Consider the following 15,551-nt stretch of genomic DNA (forward strand, 5'->3'; position numbering starts at 1 on the left):
GTCGGGTTCCGGGGCTCGGTGGGGTCCTGCCGTGTCTCAGAGACCGGCGGTCAGGCCGGAGGCCAGGCCGGTGACCGCGCCCGTGTTCACGCCGGTGGCGGACTCGACGAGACCGGTGACCGAGCCGACGACGCCGGAGACCGGGACGATGCCCTCGACGGTGCCCGTGACGTTGCCCACGAGGCCGCCCACGAGGCCGCCCGAGACGTTGTCGAGGTCGCTGTCGGAGATCTCGGCGGTCTCGACCTGGGGGGTGTAGTTCATGATGAGCGCTGCCCTTCGTATGGAAATTGCCTATATACGGAAACCCGTGGTGCGACCTCCGTATGGGCCAGGATCAAAGCACGCCTGCGCCTCGTACAGCCAATCGAACTGAGGCGGATCTGTGGTTATCGGGCCGCTGGAACCGACGTACGTGCAGAAGCGTTCATTTCGTGGCGGCAGATCCTTCACGAGCTTCACCGGATGAATTCCGTGTCGGCGCAACTTCACGCCCCGCAAGTAGGGCACTCCTGCCCCAATCGACCCACGGGGCGGTCTGGACCTGGTCTTCTGTCCCGAGTCGCGTGATCGGTGTGCGCACGCCGTGTGCAGGTTTCTTCGATACGGAAGGACCGGTGCAATTCTGCGCCCGGGTGCTGCGGATCATCGCGGGATGTTCGGCGGGTATCGGTATTCACGCTACCGTGAAAGATGAACACGTCTCTCTTTTCTCCGTGTTCCGTCCGCGAATGGACGGCGCATTTATGAAGCACTTTCCGGGTGCGCGTGTTCCTCGTGTCACGCGGTCTCCCGGTATATGGAGAAGGTGTGCCGTCCTTCGTGGCTCCCGTGGACGGTGTGGGCGTTCGTGCGGCCGGTCGGCCGTCGAGGGGCGACGCTCGGGCCGATTCATCCGATGAAACGACTGCACCGCCCTTCTGTCGAGGGTCGGGCGGCGCTACCATCGGGGTGCCTTTTGGGAGCGCTCCCACCCCTGTCGGCCCCGCACCGCCCCTCAGAGGCGGACCAGCTCGGAGAGGACGTTTCCGTGCGCCTGAGCGCCAGACCGATCGCCGCCCTCGTGGCGGCACTTGCCCTCACCGCCGGGTTATCGATCACCGGAACCCCGGCCGTGGCACGCACCGACGACAGGCCCGCCGCGGCCGAGGCATCGGATGTGTCCATCGCCGCGGACACGTACACATGGAAGAACGCCCGGATCGACGGCGGCGGCTTCGTGCCGGGCATCGTCTTCAACCGGTCGGAGAAGAACCTGGCCTACGCGCGTACCGACATCGGCGGCGCCTACCGCTGGGACCAGTCGGGCAAGCGGTGGACACCGCTGCTGGACTGGGTGGACTGGGACCGGTGGGGCTGGTCCGGGGTGGTGAGCCTCGCCTCCGACACCGCCGATCCCGACAACGTGTACGCCGCCGTCGGCACGTACACCAACAGCTGGGACCCGACGAACGGCGCGGTCCTGCGCTCCTCGGACCGCGGCGCCTCCTGGAAGGCGGCCACGCTGCCCTTCAAGCTCGGCGGCAACATGCCGGGACGCGGGATGGGCGAGCGGCTCGCCGTCGACCCCAACAAGAACTCCGTGCTGTACCTCGGCGCCCCCAGCGGCAACGGGCTGTGGCGGTCGACCGACTCCGGGGTCACCTGGTCGGAGGTGACCGCCTTCCCCAACCCGGGGAACTACGCGCAGGATCCGTCCGACACCAGCGGCTACGGCAACGACAACCAGGGCATCGTGTGGGTCACCTTCGACGAACGCTCCGGCAGCGCGGGCAGTGCCACGCAGGACATCTACGTCGGGGTCGCCGACAAGGAGAACACCGTCTACCGCTCCACGGACGGCGGCTCCACCTGGTCGAGGATCGCCGGCCAGCCGACCGGATACCTCGCGCACAAGGGCGTACTCGACTCCTCGACGGGCCACCTCTATCTGACGCTGAGTGACACGGGCGGCCCCTACGACGGCGCCAAGGGGCGAATCTGGCGCTACGACACGGAGTCCGGCGCCTGGACGGACGTCAGCCCCGTCGCGGAGGCCGACACCTACTACGGCTTCAGCGGTCTCTCCGTCGACCGGCAGAAGCCCGGCACCCTGATGGCGACCGCCTACAGCTCGTGGTGGCCCGACACCCAGATCTTCCGATCCACCGACAGCGGCGCCACCTGGACCCAGGCGTGGGACTACACCAGTTACCCCAACCGCTCGAACCGGTACACGCTGGACGTCTCCTCCGTGCCCTGGCTCAGCTGGGGCGCGAACCCGTCCCCGCCGGAGACCGCGCCCAAGCTGGGCTGGATGACGGAGTCCCTGGAGATCGACCCGTTCGACTCGGACCGGATGATGTACGGCACGGGAGCCACGGTCTACGGCACCGAGGGCCTCACATCCTGGGACTCCGGCAAACCCTTCACCATCACCCCCATGGTGAAGGGACTGGAGGAGACCGCCGTCAACGACCTGGCGAGCCCGCCCTCCGGCGCGCCCCTGCTGAGCGCCCTCGGCGACATCGGAGGCTTCCGGCACACCGACCTCGACGCGGTGCCCGCCATGATGTTCACCTCGCCGAACCTGGACTCGGCCACCAGCCTGGACTTCGCGGAGGCGTCCCCCGGCACGGTCGTACGGGTCGGCAACGCGGACGCCGCTCCGCACATCGGCTTCTCCACCGACAACGGCGCCAACTGGTTCCAGGGCTCCGAGCCCTCCGGTGTCACGGGAGGAGGCACGGTCGCCGCAGCGGCGGACGGCAGCGGATTCGTCTGGAGCCCCGAAGGTACGGGCGTCCACCACACCACCGGTTACGGCACCTCCTGGACCGCCTCCACCGGCATCCCCGCCGGGGCGACGGTCGAGTCGGACCGTGAGAACCCCGACAAGTTCTACGGGTTCAGCGCCGGCACCTTCTACGTGTCGACGGACGGCGGCGCCACCTTCACCGCCAGGGCGACCGGGCTCCCGGCCGAGGGCAACGTCCGCTTCAAGGCACTGCCCGGCGCCGAGGGCGACATCTGGCTCGCGGGCGGCGCCGCGACGGGCGCGTACGGACTCTGGCGCTCCACCGACTCCGGTGCGAGCTTCACCAGGTTCTCCGGGGTGGAGCAGGCCGACAGCGTCGGCTTCGGCAAGGCGGCCTCCGGAGCCTCGTACCAGACAGTCTTCGTCAGCGCGAAGATCGGCGGGGTGCGCGGCATCTTCCGGTCCACGGACGCCGGAGCCCACTGGACACGGATCAACGACGACGCGCACCAGTGGGCGTGGACCGGTGCGGCGATCACCGGCGACCCACGGGTCTACGGGCGGGTGTACGTCTCCACCAACGGCCGGGGGATCCAGGTCGGCGAGTCCTCGGACACCGACGGGCCGGGCACGGACCCGGACCCCGGCACCGACCCGGGTACCGACCCGGGGGAGCCGCCGGCGGACGCCGGGTGCGCGGTGACGTACACGGTCACCAACCGGTGGTCGGGCGGCTTCCAGGCCGAGGTCAAGATCACCAACAGCGGCGACACGGCCTGGGACGGCTGGAAGCTCGGCTGGACCTTCCCCGGTGACCAGAAGATCGGCCAGATCTGGAACGCCTCCCACCAGCAGACCGGCGCGAAGGTGACCGTCACGGACGCCGGCTGGAACGGAAAGGTGGCGGCCGGCTCCTCGGCCGGCTTCGGCTTCACCGGCACGACGACGGGTGACGGCGCCGCACCCGTCGCCTTCACGCTGGGCGGTGAGGCCTGCGCCGTCGGCTGAGCCCAGCCCTGCCCGGGACATGCTTCCCGGGACGTGACGCGGGGCCCGGCAGGGAGTGACCGCCGGGCCCCGCGCCGTCCGATGAGCCGACTCCGCTCATCTCATCCCGACTCAGGGAAAGGACACCACCTGGGACGGGATGGTCGACGTACCGGACGTCGGTGACCCGGTGTTGTTGATGACGTGTTCGTACTGTCCCTGGCCGCCGAGGGAGACGACGAGCAGGTCGTGGAACTTCACCCCGGGCTTGACCGGGGCCTGGAAGCCGTGCTGCTGGCGGATGGTGGGGTCGACGTTGAAGTAGCAGTAGCTGCCCATGCCCCAGCCCTCGTGGGTGGTGACGTTGTCCGCGACCTTGTAGGCGGCGTAGCCCTTGATGTCGCCGTTCTGGATGGCGGCCTGGTTGGGAGCGTCGTACGCCTTCTCGTTCTGGAAGAAGATCGTCTTCCCGTTCTCGCCGTTCCACTGGACGTCGTACTTGTTGAAGTGTTCGACGAACAGTCCGGTGGCGAGCACGTCGTCACCGTTGACCGTGAGCCCGTAGTCGGACCGGTTGGTCTCCCAGCCGACGCCGTCGCCGTGGTCGGCGCGCCAGAGCCAGGTGTGGTCGATGATCGTGTCGTCGCTGTTGACCACCATGCCGGTCGTCGCCTTGCCGGCACCCGCGCCGCCGACCCGCACGAACACGTCCTGGAGGCTGGTGGGGTTGGCCGAGTGATCGGCCGACGCGCCCTGGGGGCCCACCTGGACGAGCACCGAGGAGTTCTGCGTACCGGCGTCCACGAGGAGTCCGGCGAGCTTGACGCCGTCCACGTCACCGACCTTGATCGCGGTGACCCCGTTGTCCGGGATGATCGTGGCGAGGCCGAGACCGAGGGCGACGGTGTTCGCGCGGTTGATCTCGATGGGCTCGTTCACGTGGTAGACGCCCGGGGTGAACAGCAGGTGCAGGCCCTGGCGGACCGCCGCGTTGATGGTCTGCGCGGTCGCGCCCGGCTTCACCACGTAGAACTGGCTGAGCGGGATGGACTCGCCCTGCGGGGTCCCGTTCCAGGACACACCGCGTGCGTTGGTGCGCTTGGCCGGGACGAAGACCTTGTAGTCGTTGCCGTCGAGGTAGAGGAACGGCTTCTCGCGGGAGACCGGGGTGTTGTTCAGGGTCGTGTAGGGCGGCTCGGGGAAGCTCTGCGCGGGTGCGCCCTCGACGCCGGAGAAGGTCATGTTCCAGACGCCGTTGCCCCAGCTGCCGATGGAGCTGTCGCGGGTGTACCACTGCTGCTGCGAGTACGGGCCGACCTGGCCGTCGATCTTGCTGTCGGCGATGTAGCCGCCGCTGGCCCAGCCGTAGCCGTTCGGGGCGAGGTTGAGTCCGCCCTTGACGTGCATGCGGCGGAACGGGGCGGCCTGGGAGACCGCCCAGCGGTTGGTGCCGTTCACCGGGTTGAGGGCGAGGTTCTCGGCCGAACGCCAGAAGTTCTGGGTGGCGTTGCCGTTGAACCAGCCGGCGTCCACGGTGACGTCACCGTTGAAGGTGGTGTCGTCGGGCTTGAGCCCGAGCCCGGCGATGGAGGTGTAGAAGCCGATCTGCGCGTTGATGTTGTTGTACGTGCCCGGCTTGAACATCAGCGCGTAGCGGCCCGTGCCGAACTGCGCGGACTCCTGCTTCTTGAAGATCTCGTCGACCTTGCCCTGGATGTTCGGGGTCGACGGGTCGAAGACGAGGACGTTCGGGCCGAGGTCACCGCCGCCGGGGATCTGCGGGTCGCTTCCGCCGGTCGTGCCGTACACCTGGAACTCCCAGAGTGAGTGGCCGTATCCGGTGGCGCGTGCGGTGCCGGTCAGCCGGACGTAGCGGGCGGTGCCGGAGACGTTGAGGGTCTCCGTGCCGCCGGGGCCGGTCGTGGTCGAGTAGGCGGTGCTCCAGCTGCTGTTGTCCGAGGAGAACTCGATCCGGTAGCCGGTGGAGTAGGCCGCCTCCCAGCGCAGCACGATCTGGCTGACCGAGGCGGCGGCGCCGAGGTCGACCTTGATCCACTGGGGGTCGGAGAAGGCGCTGGCCCAGCGCGTTCCGTTGTTCCCGTCCACCGCGGCGGCGGCGGGGGTGCCGTCGTTCTCCTGGCTGGAGGCGGTGACCGTCTTCCCCTGCGAGAGCAGCGTGGGTGCGGCGCTCGCGGGGACCTGGGGGACGAAGGCCAGGAGCGAGAGGACGAGACCGGCGATGACGGCCAGCACGGCGCCGCGTCTTCCGGTCGGGGCGGCAAGGGGTCTGTGGAGGTTCGGAGGTGCGTACAAGGGGATCTCCTGAGTCGTGGGGCGGGTACACGACGCGCACAGCCGGAGAGCGCTCTCTCCGGCTGTGCGAGATACTCCACCCTTGTTACGAACGCGTCAAGAGATGTGCAACAACAGATGCATCAGGGCCTGTTGGCGACAAGAACTGATGACGGCGACGTGGTGATGACCCCTCCGGGGCGCCCTCCTCGGTGACGGAGCGTGAGATCTGACGGGCCATGGGTTCAGGAAGTGGCGACCGGTTTCAGGGGGCGGCGTACGTCCGTACGTAGTCGAACACCGCCGTCGCCCCCGACCGGTTGTGGGAGACGAGGCCGATCTTCAGATCGCCCCGGACCGGCAGGGTCCACACGCCGCTGACGGACCAGTGGACACCGTCGCGGCTGGTGGACGCGCGTACCTCGTGCTCCCCGTGCGCGGAGTCGCGGTGGTACGCCATCCGCAGCCACATCGAGTCGGCCGGCGGCCCTCCGAACATCGGGGCGTTGGCCACCGCCGTCGGGGGAGTGGTCGTGGGTCGCTCACCCTCCTTGCCGAACTCGCTGACGTCGAGCACCGCGCCGTCGCCGTTGGTGAGCGGCAGCACCGAGTGGACGAGCTTGAACCACCGGTCGTCGTTCTCGTACAGGACGAGACCGGCCTGTTGTGCGGCCTGGCCGGGAGCGAACCGCATCTTCGTCTCGACCGTGTAGTCGCCCTTCGGCGCGTCCCGCAGCAGTACGGACGCGGTGTTGGTGCCCAGATGGAGCTCGGCGTCCTGCGTCGGCCAGGAGAGCGCCCCGCCGGACATGGTGACCCCCGCGGCCGGCCCGCGTACCCACCGCCAGGAGGAGGTGGTGCCCGTGCCCGGGACCGTCGCGGTGTCGAACTCGTCGCTGTGAGCGGTCAGCAGGCGCCCGCGCCGGGGGTCGGCCACCCGCTCGGTGACCGGCCGGTACAGGGCGGCCGCGCCCACGTTGTCCGCCGCGGCGCCCCCGCCCCGTGCGGCGGCACCCACCGCGCCCTTGCGCACGGCGGCGGCCGGCAGGACCCGTGACTGCGAGGCCACCGGGTCGCGGAGCCGGTCGCCCGTCACCTCGGCGGTCAGCCGGGTGCCGCGCAGCTCCACGGACACGTTGTTCCAGGTGCTCCAGGAGAACCCGGACGGCAGCGCGGTCACCTGCTCACCACGGCTCCTGCCGCCCACGCGTACGTCGGTGACGAGCGCGCCGCGCGCCCGGTCGAGCCAGGCCACGATCCGGTTGCCGGGGTCCCGGTAGGCGACGGTGAGCCCCGCCGCGCCACCCGCCTCCGTGACCCGCAGGTCGGCCTCGGCCCGCAGGTCCGCCGGGGCGCGCCCCTCGGCGACGAGATACGCGGTGCCCGTCCCGGAGGCTCCGGAGGTGTGCACGGCGTGGCCGCGCGCGTCCGGGTCGGTCGCGGTGGACCAGCCGGAGGTGGCCTCGCCCTCCGCATGCCAGCCCGTCAGGCCCCCGTCGTCGAAGGTCCCGCCGGCCGCCCACGAGGTCACCGGCGCCGCGGTCGGCCCGTCCGACGGTCCCGCGCCGGCCCGGACGACCGGCCAGCCGTCGATCCAGTCGAGCCGGTCGATGAGCATCGGGCGCCGGGTCAGCTTCAGCGTGCCGTTCGACGCCGGGGCGAGATCGGGCGACTCGGCGGGGATGCCGTGGTAGACCAGCCAGTCCTGGCCCGCGAGGTCGGTCTGGAGGGAGTTGTGGCCCGGGCCGATCCACCGGTTGCCGTTCGCCCCGACGACCACGCCGGCCTTGCTGGTGAGGGCCATCAGATCGGTGCCCTCGTCGTCGGTGAAGGGGCCGGTGGGGCTGGTGGACCGCCCCACCTTCACCTGGTAGCCGCTGTACGCGCCGTCGCAGCAGCCGGCGTCGGAGTAGAACAGGTAGTAGAAGTCGTCGCGCCGCACGACGAAGCCGCCCTCGACGCGCCGGCCACGGGCCACCTGCGTGACCTCGCCCTCGGTCCTGGACAGGTCGGCGTTCAGCTTCGCCACACAGATCGTGTCGTAACTGCCCCAGTACAAATAGGGCGTTCCGTCCGTGTCCGTGAACTGCGCCTGGTCGATGTTGCCCGCCGGGCAGCCGCTCGGCGAGGGCAGCACGGCCCCCCGGTCGGTCCACGGGCCCGTGGGGGTGGCGGACGTGGCCAGGCCGACGGTGTTGCGTCCGGGGACGGAGTAGTAGAGGAGGTAACGCCCGTCGGCGTAGCGCACATCCGGCGCCCACAGCCGTGAACCCTCGTGCCAGGCGGGCTTGTTCTCCGGGGTGAAGACCTCGCCCGCGTACTCCCACGTCACCATGTCGGCCGAGCGCAGGATGGGCAGCATGCGCTCCCCGTCCTCACCCTTGCTCTGCATGACCGGGTTCTGGGTGCCGTAGGCGTACCAGAAGCCGTCCTTGCCCCGGATCATCGCGGGATCGGGGAAGGTGTCGACGGCCCCGGTGGAGACCGGGTTGGTGTACGTCCTCGGGGCATCCGGACGGCTCGGCGCGCCCTGCGAGGGCGCTGAGGCGAGGGTGACGAGCCAGACCAGGGCGGCGAATCCGGCCGCCCACCGGGGAAGGAAACGGGAGGGCGACGTCCTTCGGGTGCGTCTCATGGGGTCTCCGCGAGTGTTCCGCCCGGATCCGCGGGCGCGGTCCAGGTCGTGTCATCGTTCTCGAAGGCGCTGAGGCTCGGGTCGTGGTCGGAGGCGCCGATGTCGTACATCGACGTCATCCAGTGGTAGAAGTTGTCGCCCCTGTCCCGCAGCAGTACGTACAGGCGCCGCATCAGCCGGGCCCGCACCGCCTCGAACTCGGGGTGCGTGTAGCGGTTGCTGAGCTCGTGCGGGTCCGCCTCCAGGTCGTACAGCTCGTTCACCGACTCCGGGTTGACGACGAGCTTGTAGCGGTCGTCACGGATCATCCGCTGCGGATAGGGGAAGTGGTGGCCGTGGAACTCGGCGACCAGCTCATCCGGCCAGTCCGGGGTCTCGCCCCTGACCAGCGGGACCAGACTGCGGCTGTCCACCGCCGGGGACGGGTCGCAGCCCGCCAGTTCGAGCAGCGTGGCGGTGCAGTCGGTGAGGCTGACCAGCTCGTTTCTGACCTGCGGGGCGGCACCGGGGATCCGGACGATGCCGGGGATGCGGTAGATGTCCTCGTACATCGCCGGACCCTTGTCGTGGAGCCGGTGGGCGCCGGTGAACTCGCCGTGGTCCGCGGTGAAGAACACGGAGGTGTCCTCGCTGAGCCCCAGCTCGTCGAGGCGGGTGAGGATGCGCCCGATCTGCTCGTCGATCAGGGTGACATAGCCCCAGTAGACGGCGATCAGCTTGCGCGTCGTCTCGATCGGGATGGTGTCGAACGCCCAGTGCGCGCTGTAGTTGCGCTGCACCGGCGGTTTGCCCTCGAAGGTCTCGGCGACGGACGGGGGCAGCTCGACGAGCTCCGGATCGTAGAGGTCGAAATAGGCGTCCGGGAGCAGATAGGGCAGATGCGGGCCGAAGAAGTGCGTGGCCAGGAAGAACGGCTCCTCGCCGGCCGCGTACCGCTCCAGGTGCTCGATGGCGCGGGTGGCGAGGTAGTGCTCGAACGTGGCCTCCACCGGCTGGTGCAGCCGGGCGGCCAGCAGGTTCCCCGGGTTCCCGCCCGGCGCCGTGCCCCTGATCGGCTCGGAGATGCGGTACGGGGGCAGGCCCCGCTCCTCCAGGTACGCCAGGTAGTCCGGGTGGTCCACGGGGTTGTGCCAGCCCGGCAGGTCCGGCCCCTCGAAACCGTAACTGGCCGCGTTGCGGTGGGTCCCGCCGTGCCACTTGCCGATGAGCCCCAGCCGGTAGTCGCGCTCCGCCAGGGCCGCCGGGAAGGTGAAGGCGTCCTCGCGCAGGTCCTCCAGATACCCCACGTTGCGCTCGTAGTTGGCGAGCAGCCGGTGCCGGAAGGGAGCCTGCCCGGTGAGGAGGCTCGCCCGCGCCGGGGTGCAGATCGCGGTGGGCGTGTAGAAGCGGTCGAAGCGGGTGCCGGTGGCCGCCAGCCGGTCCAGGTGGGGCGTGGCGACATGCGGGTTGCCGTAACAGCCGAGGGTGTCCACCCGGTGCTGATCGGTCATCAGGAACAGCAGGTTCACTTCTTGTACGCCTTCGTGTAGAGGTCGCCCTCGTAGTACGTGTCCGCGGCCGGCGCCTTCTTGAGCTGGCCCGTGCCCACGAAGAACTCGCCGAGCCCGTCCAGCCAGCCGTCCACGGTGCCGTCCTCCGTCCTGGCGACCAGGTCGGCCGTCGACATCGTCTCCACGTTGGCCGCGTCCGCCGCCACCTTGTCGCGGTCGACCTTCAGCAGCGCGGCGGCCACGTCGATGGACTCCTCCGGGTGCGCGGCGCGCCAGTCGTTGGCCTTCTGGAGGACCTTGACGACCTTGGCGTTCAGCTTCCCGTCGCCGCCGGCGGGCGCCACGAACGCGGTGGGGAACGCGCGGTCCTTGAAGTCCGCCGTACTGGCGACCTCGTTGAGCTTCGGTTTCCTCGCCTTGATGTTGTCGATCAGCGGATACCAGAGGCCCGCCCCGTCGATCTGCCCGGCGACGAACGCCGAGACGACCGTGGACGGGTCCATCGGCACCTTCTCGATGTCCTTCTCCGACATCCCCGCCTTCTGCAGGGCGAGATCGAGCGCCATCGCGCCGGAGGTGCCCTCCGGCACGCCGACCTTCTTGCCCTTGAGGTCCTTGATCGAGGTGATGCCGGGCTGGGCTATGACCCGGTCGGCGCGGGCGAGCGTGTTGATCGCGACGACCTTCGCCTTGCCCGACGCGGGCAGCCACATGGCGCCGGGGCCGATGTAGCCGAAGTCGAGGTTGCCCGATCCGAGCGCCTGGATCTGGAGCGGGCCGTTGGTGAACGTCGAGTACTCCGACTTCAGGCCCTGCTCCTTCCACAGCCCCTGCTCGTCCGCGATGGCCAGCAGGCTCGCGCCGTTGTAGTCGCTGATGTAACCGAAGTGGACGGTGGAGCCGCCGCCGGACGACGAGCCGTCCGAGCATCCGGTGACCGAGAGTGCCAGGGCGGACACGGCGACGGCCGCCGTCAGGGCGCGTTGAGGTAGACGCATGGCGCGGGGTTCCTTACGGGAGTTCGGGGGAGAGGGCGAAAGGACGGGGTCTCAGGCGGCCGTGGTGGCGGCCGGGGTCTGGTGGTAGACGGCGGTCCACACGGCGTTGCGGATCCGCGCGAACTCGGGGGAGAGCCGGATGGCCTCGGTACGCGGGTAGGGCAGGTCCACCTCGACGACGGACTGGATCCGCCCCGGCCGCGCCGCCATCACCACGACGCGCCGGGCGAGATAGACGGCCTCGTCCACATCGTGCGTGACGAACAGGACCGTGCGCCGGTCCCGGCTCCAGGTGTCCAGGAGCTGGTCCTGCAACTGGACCCGGGTCAGCGCGTCCAGCGCGCCGAACGGCTCGTCCATCAGCAGCACCTGCGGATCGACGGCGTACGCGCGGGCGATGGCGCAGCGCTGCTTCATCCCGCCCGACAGCGTCCTGGGCAGCGCGTCGGCGAAGTCGGTGAGGCCGACCAGCCCGATGGCGTGCTCAGCCCGGCGCCGGCGCTCGGCCGCCGGTACCGACGCCAGCTTCAGCCCGAACTCGACGTTGCCGCGCACGGTCAGCCAGGGGAACAGCGCGTACTGCTGGAAGATCACCCCCCGGTCCGGCCCGGGCCCGGTGACCGGCTTCCCGTCGACGAGGACCTCGCCCGAGGTGGGGACGGCGAGCCCGGCGGCCAGGTTGAGCAGGGTGCTCTTGCCGCACCCGGACGGACCGACGACGGTGACGAACTCCTCGTCACCGATGTCCAGCGACACCTCGTCCAGGGCGGTGAAGGTGCTCTTCTTCAGCGGAAAGGTCCGTGAGACGTTCCGGAAGGAGATCTTGGCGTTCATCGGGTCTCCTGCCAACGGGTGAGACGTCGTTCGGCGAGCAGCAGCAGCCGGTCCATCAGCAGGCCCAGCAGACCGATGGTGATGAGGCCGACGAAGATGGTGGGGAGGTCGTAGTAGAGCTGGGCCTTCTGCATCTGGTAGCCGAGGCCCTCCTGCGCCGCGATCAGCTCCGCCGCGACGAGGGTGCCCCAGGCGGAGCCGAGCCCGATCCGCATCCCGACGAGGATGAACGGCGCGGAGGCGGGCACGACCACCTTGAGGAAGATGGTCCCGTCACGGGCACCCAGCACCCGCGCCGCGTCGATGAGCGTCCTCTCGACGCCCACGACACCCTGGAAGGCCGCCACGACGCTCGACAGGAACGCCGCCAGGAAGATCACGAAGATCTTCGGCACCTCGCCGATGCCCAGCAGCACGATGGCCAGGGGGATCATGGCCAGCGGCGGCACCGTGCGGAAGAACTGGACGTACGGCTCCAGCAGCCCGCGCGCCACCGGGTACCAGCCCATCAGGAACCCCACGGGTACGGCGAGCAGGGTGCCCAGCGCGAAACCGGTCAGGACCCGTCGCAGGCTGGCCAGCGCGTCGTCGGCCAGTGTGCCGTCGGCGATCAGCTCACCCGCCCTCTCCGCCACGGCGGCGGGGCCCGGGAGCGCCTGGATCCCGAGCGAGGCCAGCCACGCCCACAGGCCGATGCCCGCCACCAGGGCGATCAGGTTCAGGGCGAGCGCGGGGATACGGCGGCGGCCCTTCCGCCGGTGCTCGCGGGCAGGTCCCGCGCTCTCCCGTACGGGTGCGGCCCGCTTCACGGGTGTTTCCGTGGAACTCATGTGGCGTCCTCGGGAAGGTCGTCGCCGCCCGGACCCGGGTAACGGGCGAGCAGCGGGGATTCATGGAGGGCGAGGGCGACCCCGCCGAGCGCGCCGCCGGCCTCACCGAGACCGGCGGGCAGCAGCGTCACGCGCCCACGGGCCAGCGGCATGACATGGGCGTCGAGCGCCTCCCGTACGGGTGTGAGGAGCGCGTCGCCCGCCCGGGCCAGCTCACCGCCCAGCACGATCACCCCGGGGCCGACCGCGTTGACGACCCCGGCGAGCACCGTGCCGGTCCGTGCCCCCGCGTCCCGCAGGACCTCATGGGCCGCCCGGTCACCGTTCCCGACCGCCCTCAGCAGCGTCGGGACGTCGTCCGCGCGGCCGCCCAGCGCGCGGTAGGAGGAGAGGACGGGCCCGATCGACGCGATCGTCTCCAGGCACCCCCGGCCCCCGCACTCGCAGGGCTCGCCCTCGGGATCGGCGGTGATGTGGCCGAGCTCGCCCGCCAGGCCGTCCACACCCCGGTGCAGCGAACCGTTGACGACGAGGCCACCGCCCACACCGTGCGAGAGCCGCAGGTACAGCACGTCCTGGCTCGCCGCCGCCGCGCCCCAGGTGGACTCCGCCAGCGCCGCGAGCCGGGTGTTGTTGTCCAGCAGCACAGGGGCCCCGAAGCGCTTGCCCAGCAGCCCCGCCAGGGTCGCCAGCGGTTCCTCCGGGGCGCCCCCGGCGGTCCGCACCGGGCCGACGAGGCCGACCCCGACCGCACCGGTCGTGCCCAGGGCGGACAGCCGCAGGGTGCCGCCGGCCAGCGAGGCGACGAGCCGTTCGGCCAGCTCGACCCGCCGCTCCCAGGAGAGCCCGGGAGGGTGGGCCCGGCTCGCCGAACCGATCACCTCGTGCGCCACGTTGGCGGCCGCGACATGGACGGCGCGGCGGGCGAAGTCGATGCCGACGGCCTGCCCGGCGGCGGGGTTGAGCGTGAGGTGCTCCACCGGGCGGCCGCGCCGGCGCGGACCGGGTTCCGCGGCCGCCGCCACGACGGCGCCGCTCGCGACCAGGGTCCCGACTATGTCGTACAGCGTGGTGCGTGACAGCCCTGCCTGGCGCCCGAGTTCGGCTCGGCTCTGGGGCCCGTGGCGGCGCAGCAGACCGAGCACGCGTTCCTCGTGCCCGCGCCTCAGCCGCGAGAGAGGTCCACCGTGTGAGTGCATGGCGCCCAGCATGATGACCCCGGGATTTTTTAGTCAATGACCCGGAAAAATATTCATGTTGCCGCAACGACAGGAGGATCAGGCCGTGCGCACGCAGCGGAAGCCGAGATTCCCCGTGGTGCTGTCCGGTGTGTTGCCGGTCCTGGCCGCGACCCGGTAGCGGTTGCAGTACGAGCGGTGGCACAGGTACGAGCCGCCCCGCATCACCTTGGCGTCCCCCGCGCCCGGACCGCGCGGGTCGCTCCGGCGCGTGGCCGCGTGGCCGGTGCCCCACCAGTCGTGGCACCACTCCCAGACGTTGCCCGCCATGTTGTACAGGCCGAAGCCGTTCGGCTCGTAGGCGTCGACCGGGGCGGTGCCCGCGTACCCGTCCTCGGCGGTGTTCTTCGTGGGGAAGTGCCCCTGCCAGATGTTGCAGCGGTGCTCCCCGCCGGGGGTCAGCTCGTCGCCCCACGGGTAGCGGGCCTGCACCAGGCCGCCCCGGGCCGCGTACTCCCACTCGGCCTCGGTCGGCAGCCGGGCGCCCGCCCAACGGCAGTACGCGCGCGCGTCGTTCCAGGACACGTGCGTCACCGGATGGTTCCCGCGGTCGCCGACCCCGCTGCCGGGACCCTCGGGCGCGTCCCACCGGGCGCCCTCCACCCCGCACCACCACGGAGTGGCGTCCGGGCGGCCGGCGCCGCGCCGGAGCGCGGCCGGGAGGAACCCGGCGAAGACGTACGACCAGCCGAAACGCTCGGCCTCGGTGACGTACCCGGTCGCCGAGACGAACTCCGCGAACCGCTGGTTGCTGACCGCGTGCGCGTCGATGCGGAAGGCGGAGACCCGCACCTCGCGGACCGGGCCCTCGCCGTCGTCCCGGAACCCGTCCGGATCCTCGGAACCCATGAGGAACGAGCCGCCCGGGAGCAGCACCATCCCGTCACCGGACCCGTGACCGGTGGACGCCGGAGGGGCGGACCCCTCCTGTTCTGCCTGGTGGGAGGGTATGTTCCCGGACGGGCCGTCAGACCCGCCGCGGCCGGGGGAGCAGCAGCCGGACGGTGCGATGTCGTTCATGCCGTGATCCTACGAGCACCCGCGAGCACCCCGGCGGAGCCCTACACCGATGATCGTCGCCGCCCAAACCTCCCCCCGGCGTGGCGTGCCGTCCAACGGGTGACATCTGGCTCCCTGTCACACGTTGAGCCCACCACATCGCTCGAATGCGGCCTCCCCGAGTGGTGGGGCTCCGGATTTCAGCTGACGGTGGATCACGTCGCACCCGTGATCCGATGAGCCGACAACCAGCCGGCCAGCGCGGGGGTGGCGAAAGGACTGTGTATCCATGCGCTCTGCCCGCACCCTGTTCGCATCGGCCGCCGTCACGGCGGTCCTCGCGGTCTCCGTCCCCGCCGCATACGCCGTGACCTCGGCGGACGACTGGGACAAGGACAGCGGTTCCTCCGCCAGCAGCAACGACGACCGTGAGAAGCCGGACTCGTGGAAGCACGACAAGCCCGAGGGCGGTGTCCACGCCGGTGGCGGTGCGCTGGCCCGCGTGTCGTCG

Annotated in this window: 10 protein-coding genes and 1 pseudogene; 2 read left to right on the forward strand and 9 right to left on the reverse strand. The window is 70.6% G+C overall.

Annotated elements, in window-relative coordinates:
• Nucleotides 1-36: 36 nt before the first annotated feature.
• Nucleotides 37-264, reverse strand: a complete 228-nt coding sequence (locus ACZ607_RS10975) for a type A2 lantipeptide (RefSeq protein WP_469733966.1) — start codon at nucleotides 262-264, stop codon at nucleotides 37-39.
• A 766-nt stretch (nucleotides 265-1,030) separates the two neighbouring features.
• Here ACZ607_RS10975 and ACZ607_RS10980 point away from each other — a divergent pair.
• Nucleotides 1,031-3,745 carry a cellulose binding domain-containing protein gene (locus ACZ607_RS10980; RefSeq protein WP_469733967.1) on the forward strand — a complete coding sequence of 905 codons (2,715 nt, stop codon included), beginning with the start codon at nucleotides 1,031-1,033 and terminating at the stop codon, nucleotides 3,743-3,745.
• A 111-nt stretch (nucleotides 3,746-3,856) separates the two neighbouring features.
• On the opposite strand, the gene ACZ607_RS10985 is transcribed toward ACZ607_RS10980, so the two are convergent.
• The 8 genes from ACZ607_RS10985 to ACZ607_RS11020 all read right to left on the reverse strand — a co-directional run bounded on the left by ACZ607_RS10985 (nucleotide 3,857) and on the right by ACZ607_RS11020 (nucleotide 15,061).
• The gene (locus ACZ607_RS10985; RefSeq protein ID WP_469733968.1) at nucleotides 3,857-6,037 is read right to left on the reverse strand and encodes a discoidin domain-containing protein; all 2,181 of its coding nucleotides are present in this window, start codon (nucleotides 6,035-6,037) and stop codon (nucleotides 3,857-3,859) included.
• Nucleotides 6,038-6,281: 244 nt separating this feature from the next.
• On the reverse strand, nucleotides 6,282-8,651 hold the full coding sequence (locus tag ACZ607_RS10990) for a glycoside hydrolase family 43 protein (protein WP_469733970.1): 2,370 nt from the start codon (nucleotides 8,649-8,651) through the stop codon (nucleotides 6,282-6,284).
• On the reverse strand, nucleotides 8,648-10,159 hold the full coding sequence (locus ACZ607_RS10995) for a sulfatase-like hydrolase/transferase (RefSeq protein WP_469733971.1): 1,512 nt from the start codon (nucleotides 10,157-10,159) through the stop codon (nucleotides 8,648-8,650). The genes ACZ607_RS10990 and ACZ607_RS10995 overlap by 4 nt, the downstream gene beginning before the upstream one ends.
• On the reverse strand, nucleotides 10,156-11,139 hold the full coding sequence (locus tag ACZ607_RS11000) for an aliphatic sulfonate ABC transporter substrate-binding protein (protein ID WP_469733972.1): 984 nt from the start codon (nucleotides 11,137-11,139) through the stop codon (nucleotides 10,156-10,158). Before ACZ607_RS11000 ends, ACZ607_RS10995 begins: the two co-directional genes overlap by 4 nt.
• A 51-nt stretch (nucleotides 11,140-11,190) precedes the next feature.
• On the reverse strand, nucleotides 11,191-11,973 hold the full coding sequence (locus ACZ607_RS11005) for an ABC transporter ATP-binding protein (RefSeq protein ID WP_469733974.1): 783 nt from the start codon (nucleotides 11,971-11,973) through the stop codon (nucleotides 11,191-11,193).
• The gene (locus tag ACZ607_RS11010) at nucleotides 11,970-12,803 is read right to left on the reverse strand and encodes an ABC transporter permease (RefSeq protein ID WP_469733975.1); all 834 of its coding nucleotides are present in this window, start codon (nucleotides 12,801-12,803) and stop codon (nucleotides 11,970-11,972) included. The genes ACZ607_RS11005 and ACZ607_RS11010 overlap by 4 nt, the downstream gene beginning before the upstream one ends.
• Nucleotides 12,800-14,014, reverse strand: coding sequence for an ROK family protein (locus ACZ607_RS11015; RefSeq protein WP_469733977.1), 1,215 nt, complete (start codon nucleotides 14,012-14,014; stop codon nucleotides 12,800-12,802). The genes ACZ607_RS11010 and ACZ607_RS11015 overlap by 4 nt, the downstream gene beginning before the upstream one ends.
• 66 nt (nucleotides 14,015-14,080) lie before the next feature.
• Nucleotides 14,081-15,061, reverse strand: coding sequence for a formylglycine-generating enzyme family protein (locus ACZ607_RS11020; protein WP_469733978.1), 981 nt, complete (start codon nucleotides 15,059-15,061; stop codon nucleotides 14,081-14,083).
• 268 nt (nucleotides 15,062-15,329) lie between these two features.
• Here ACZ607_RS11020 and ACZ607_RS11025 point away from each other — a divergent pair.
• Nucleotides 15,330-15,551, forward strand: a pseudogene (locus ACZ607_RS11025) (hypothetical protein); the annotation flags it as partial.

Source organism: Streptomyces sp. NPDC104381, from assembly GCF_055583745.1.

What these genes read in the sequence shown, in the direction of transcription:
- ACZ607_RS10975 (WP_469733966.1), bottom strand. Translation starts at nt 264, where the DNA reads ATGAACTACACCCCCCAGGTCGAGACCGCCGAGATCTCCGACAGCGAC.
- ACZ607_RS10990 (WP_469733970.1), bottom strand. Translation starts at nt 8,651, where the DNA reads ATGAGACGCACCCGAAGGACGTCGCCCTCCCGTTTCCTTCCCCGGTGG.
- ACZ607_RS11000 (WP_469733972.1), bottom strand. Translation starts at nt 11,139, where the DNA reads ATGCGTCTACCTCAACGCGCCCTGACGGCGGCCGTCGCCGTGTCCGCC.
- ACZ607_RS11005 (WP_469733974.1), bottom strand. Translation starts at nt 11,973, where the DNA reads ATGAACGCCAAGATCTCCTTCCGGAACGTCTCACGGACCTTTCCGCTG.
- ACZ607_RS11010 (WP_469733975.1), bottom strand. Translation starts at nt 12,803, where the DNA reads ATGAGTTCCACGGAAACACCCGTGAAGCGGGCCGCACCCGTACGGGAG.
- ACZ607_RS11015 (WP_469733977.1), bottom strand. Translation starts at nt 14,014, where the DNA reads ATGCTGGGCGCCATGCACTCACACGGTGGACCTCTCTCGCGGCTGAGG.
- ACZ607_RS11020 (WP_469733978.1), bottom strand. Translation starts at nt 15,061, where the DNA reads ATGAACGACATCGCACCGTCCGGCTGCTGCTCCCCCGGCCGCGGCGGG.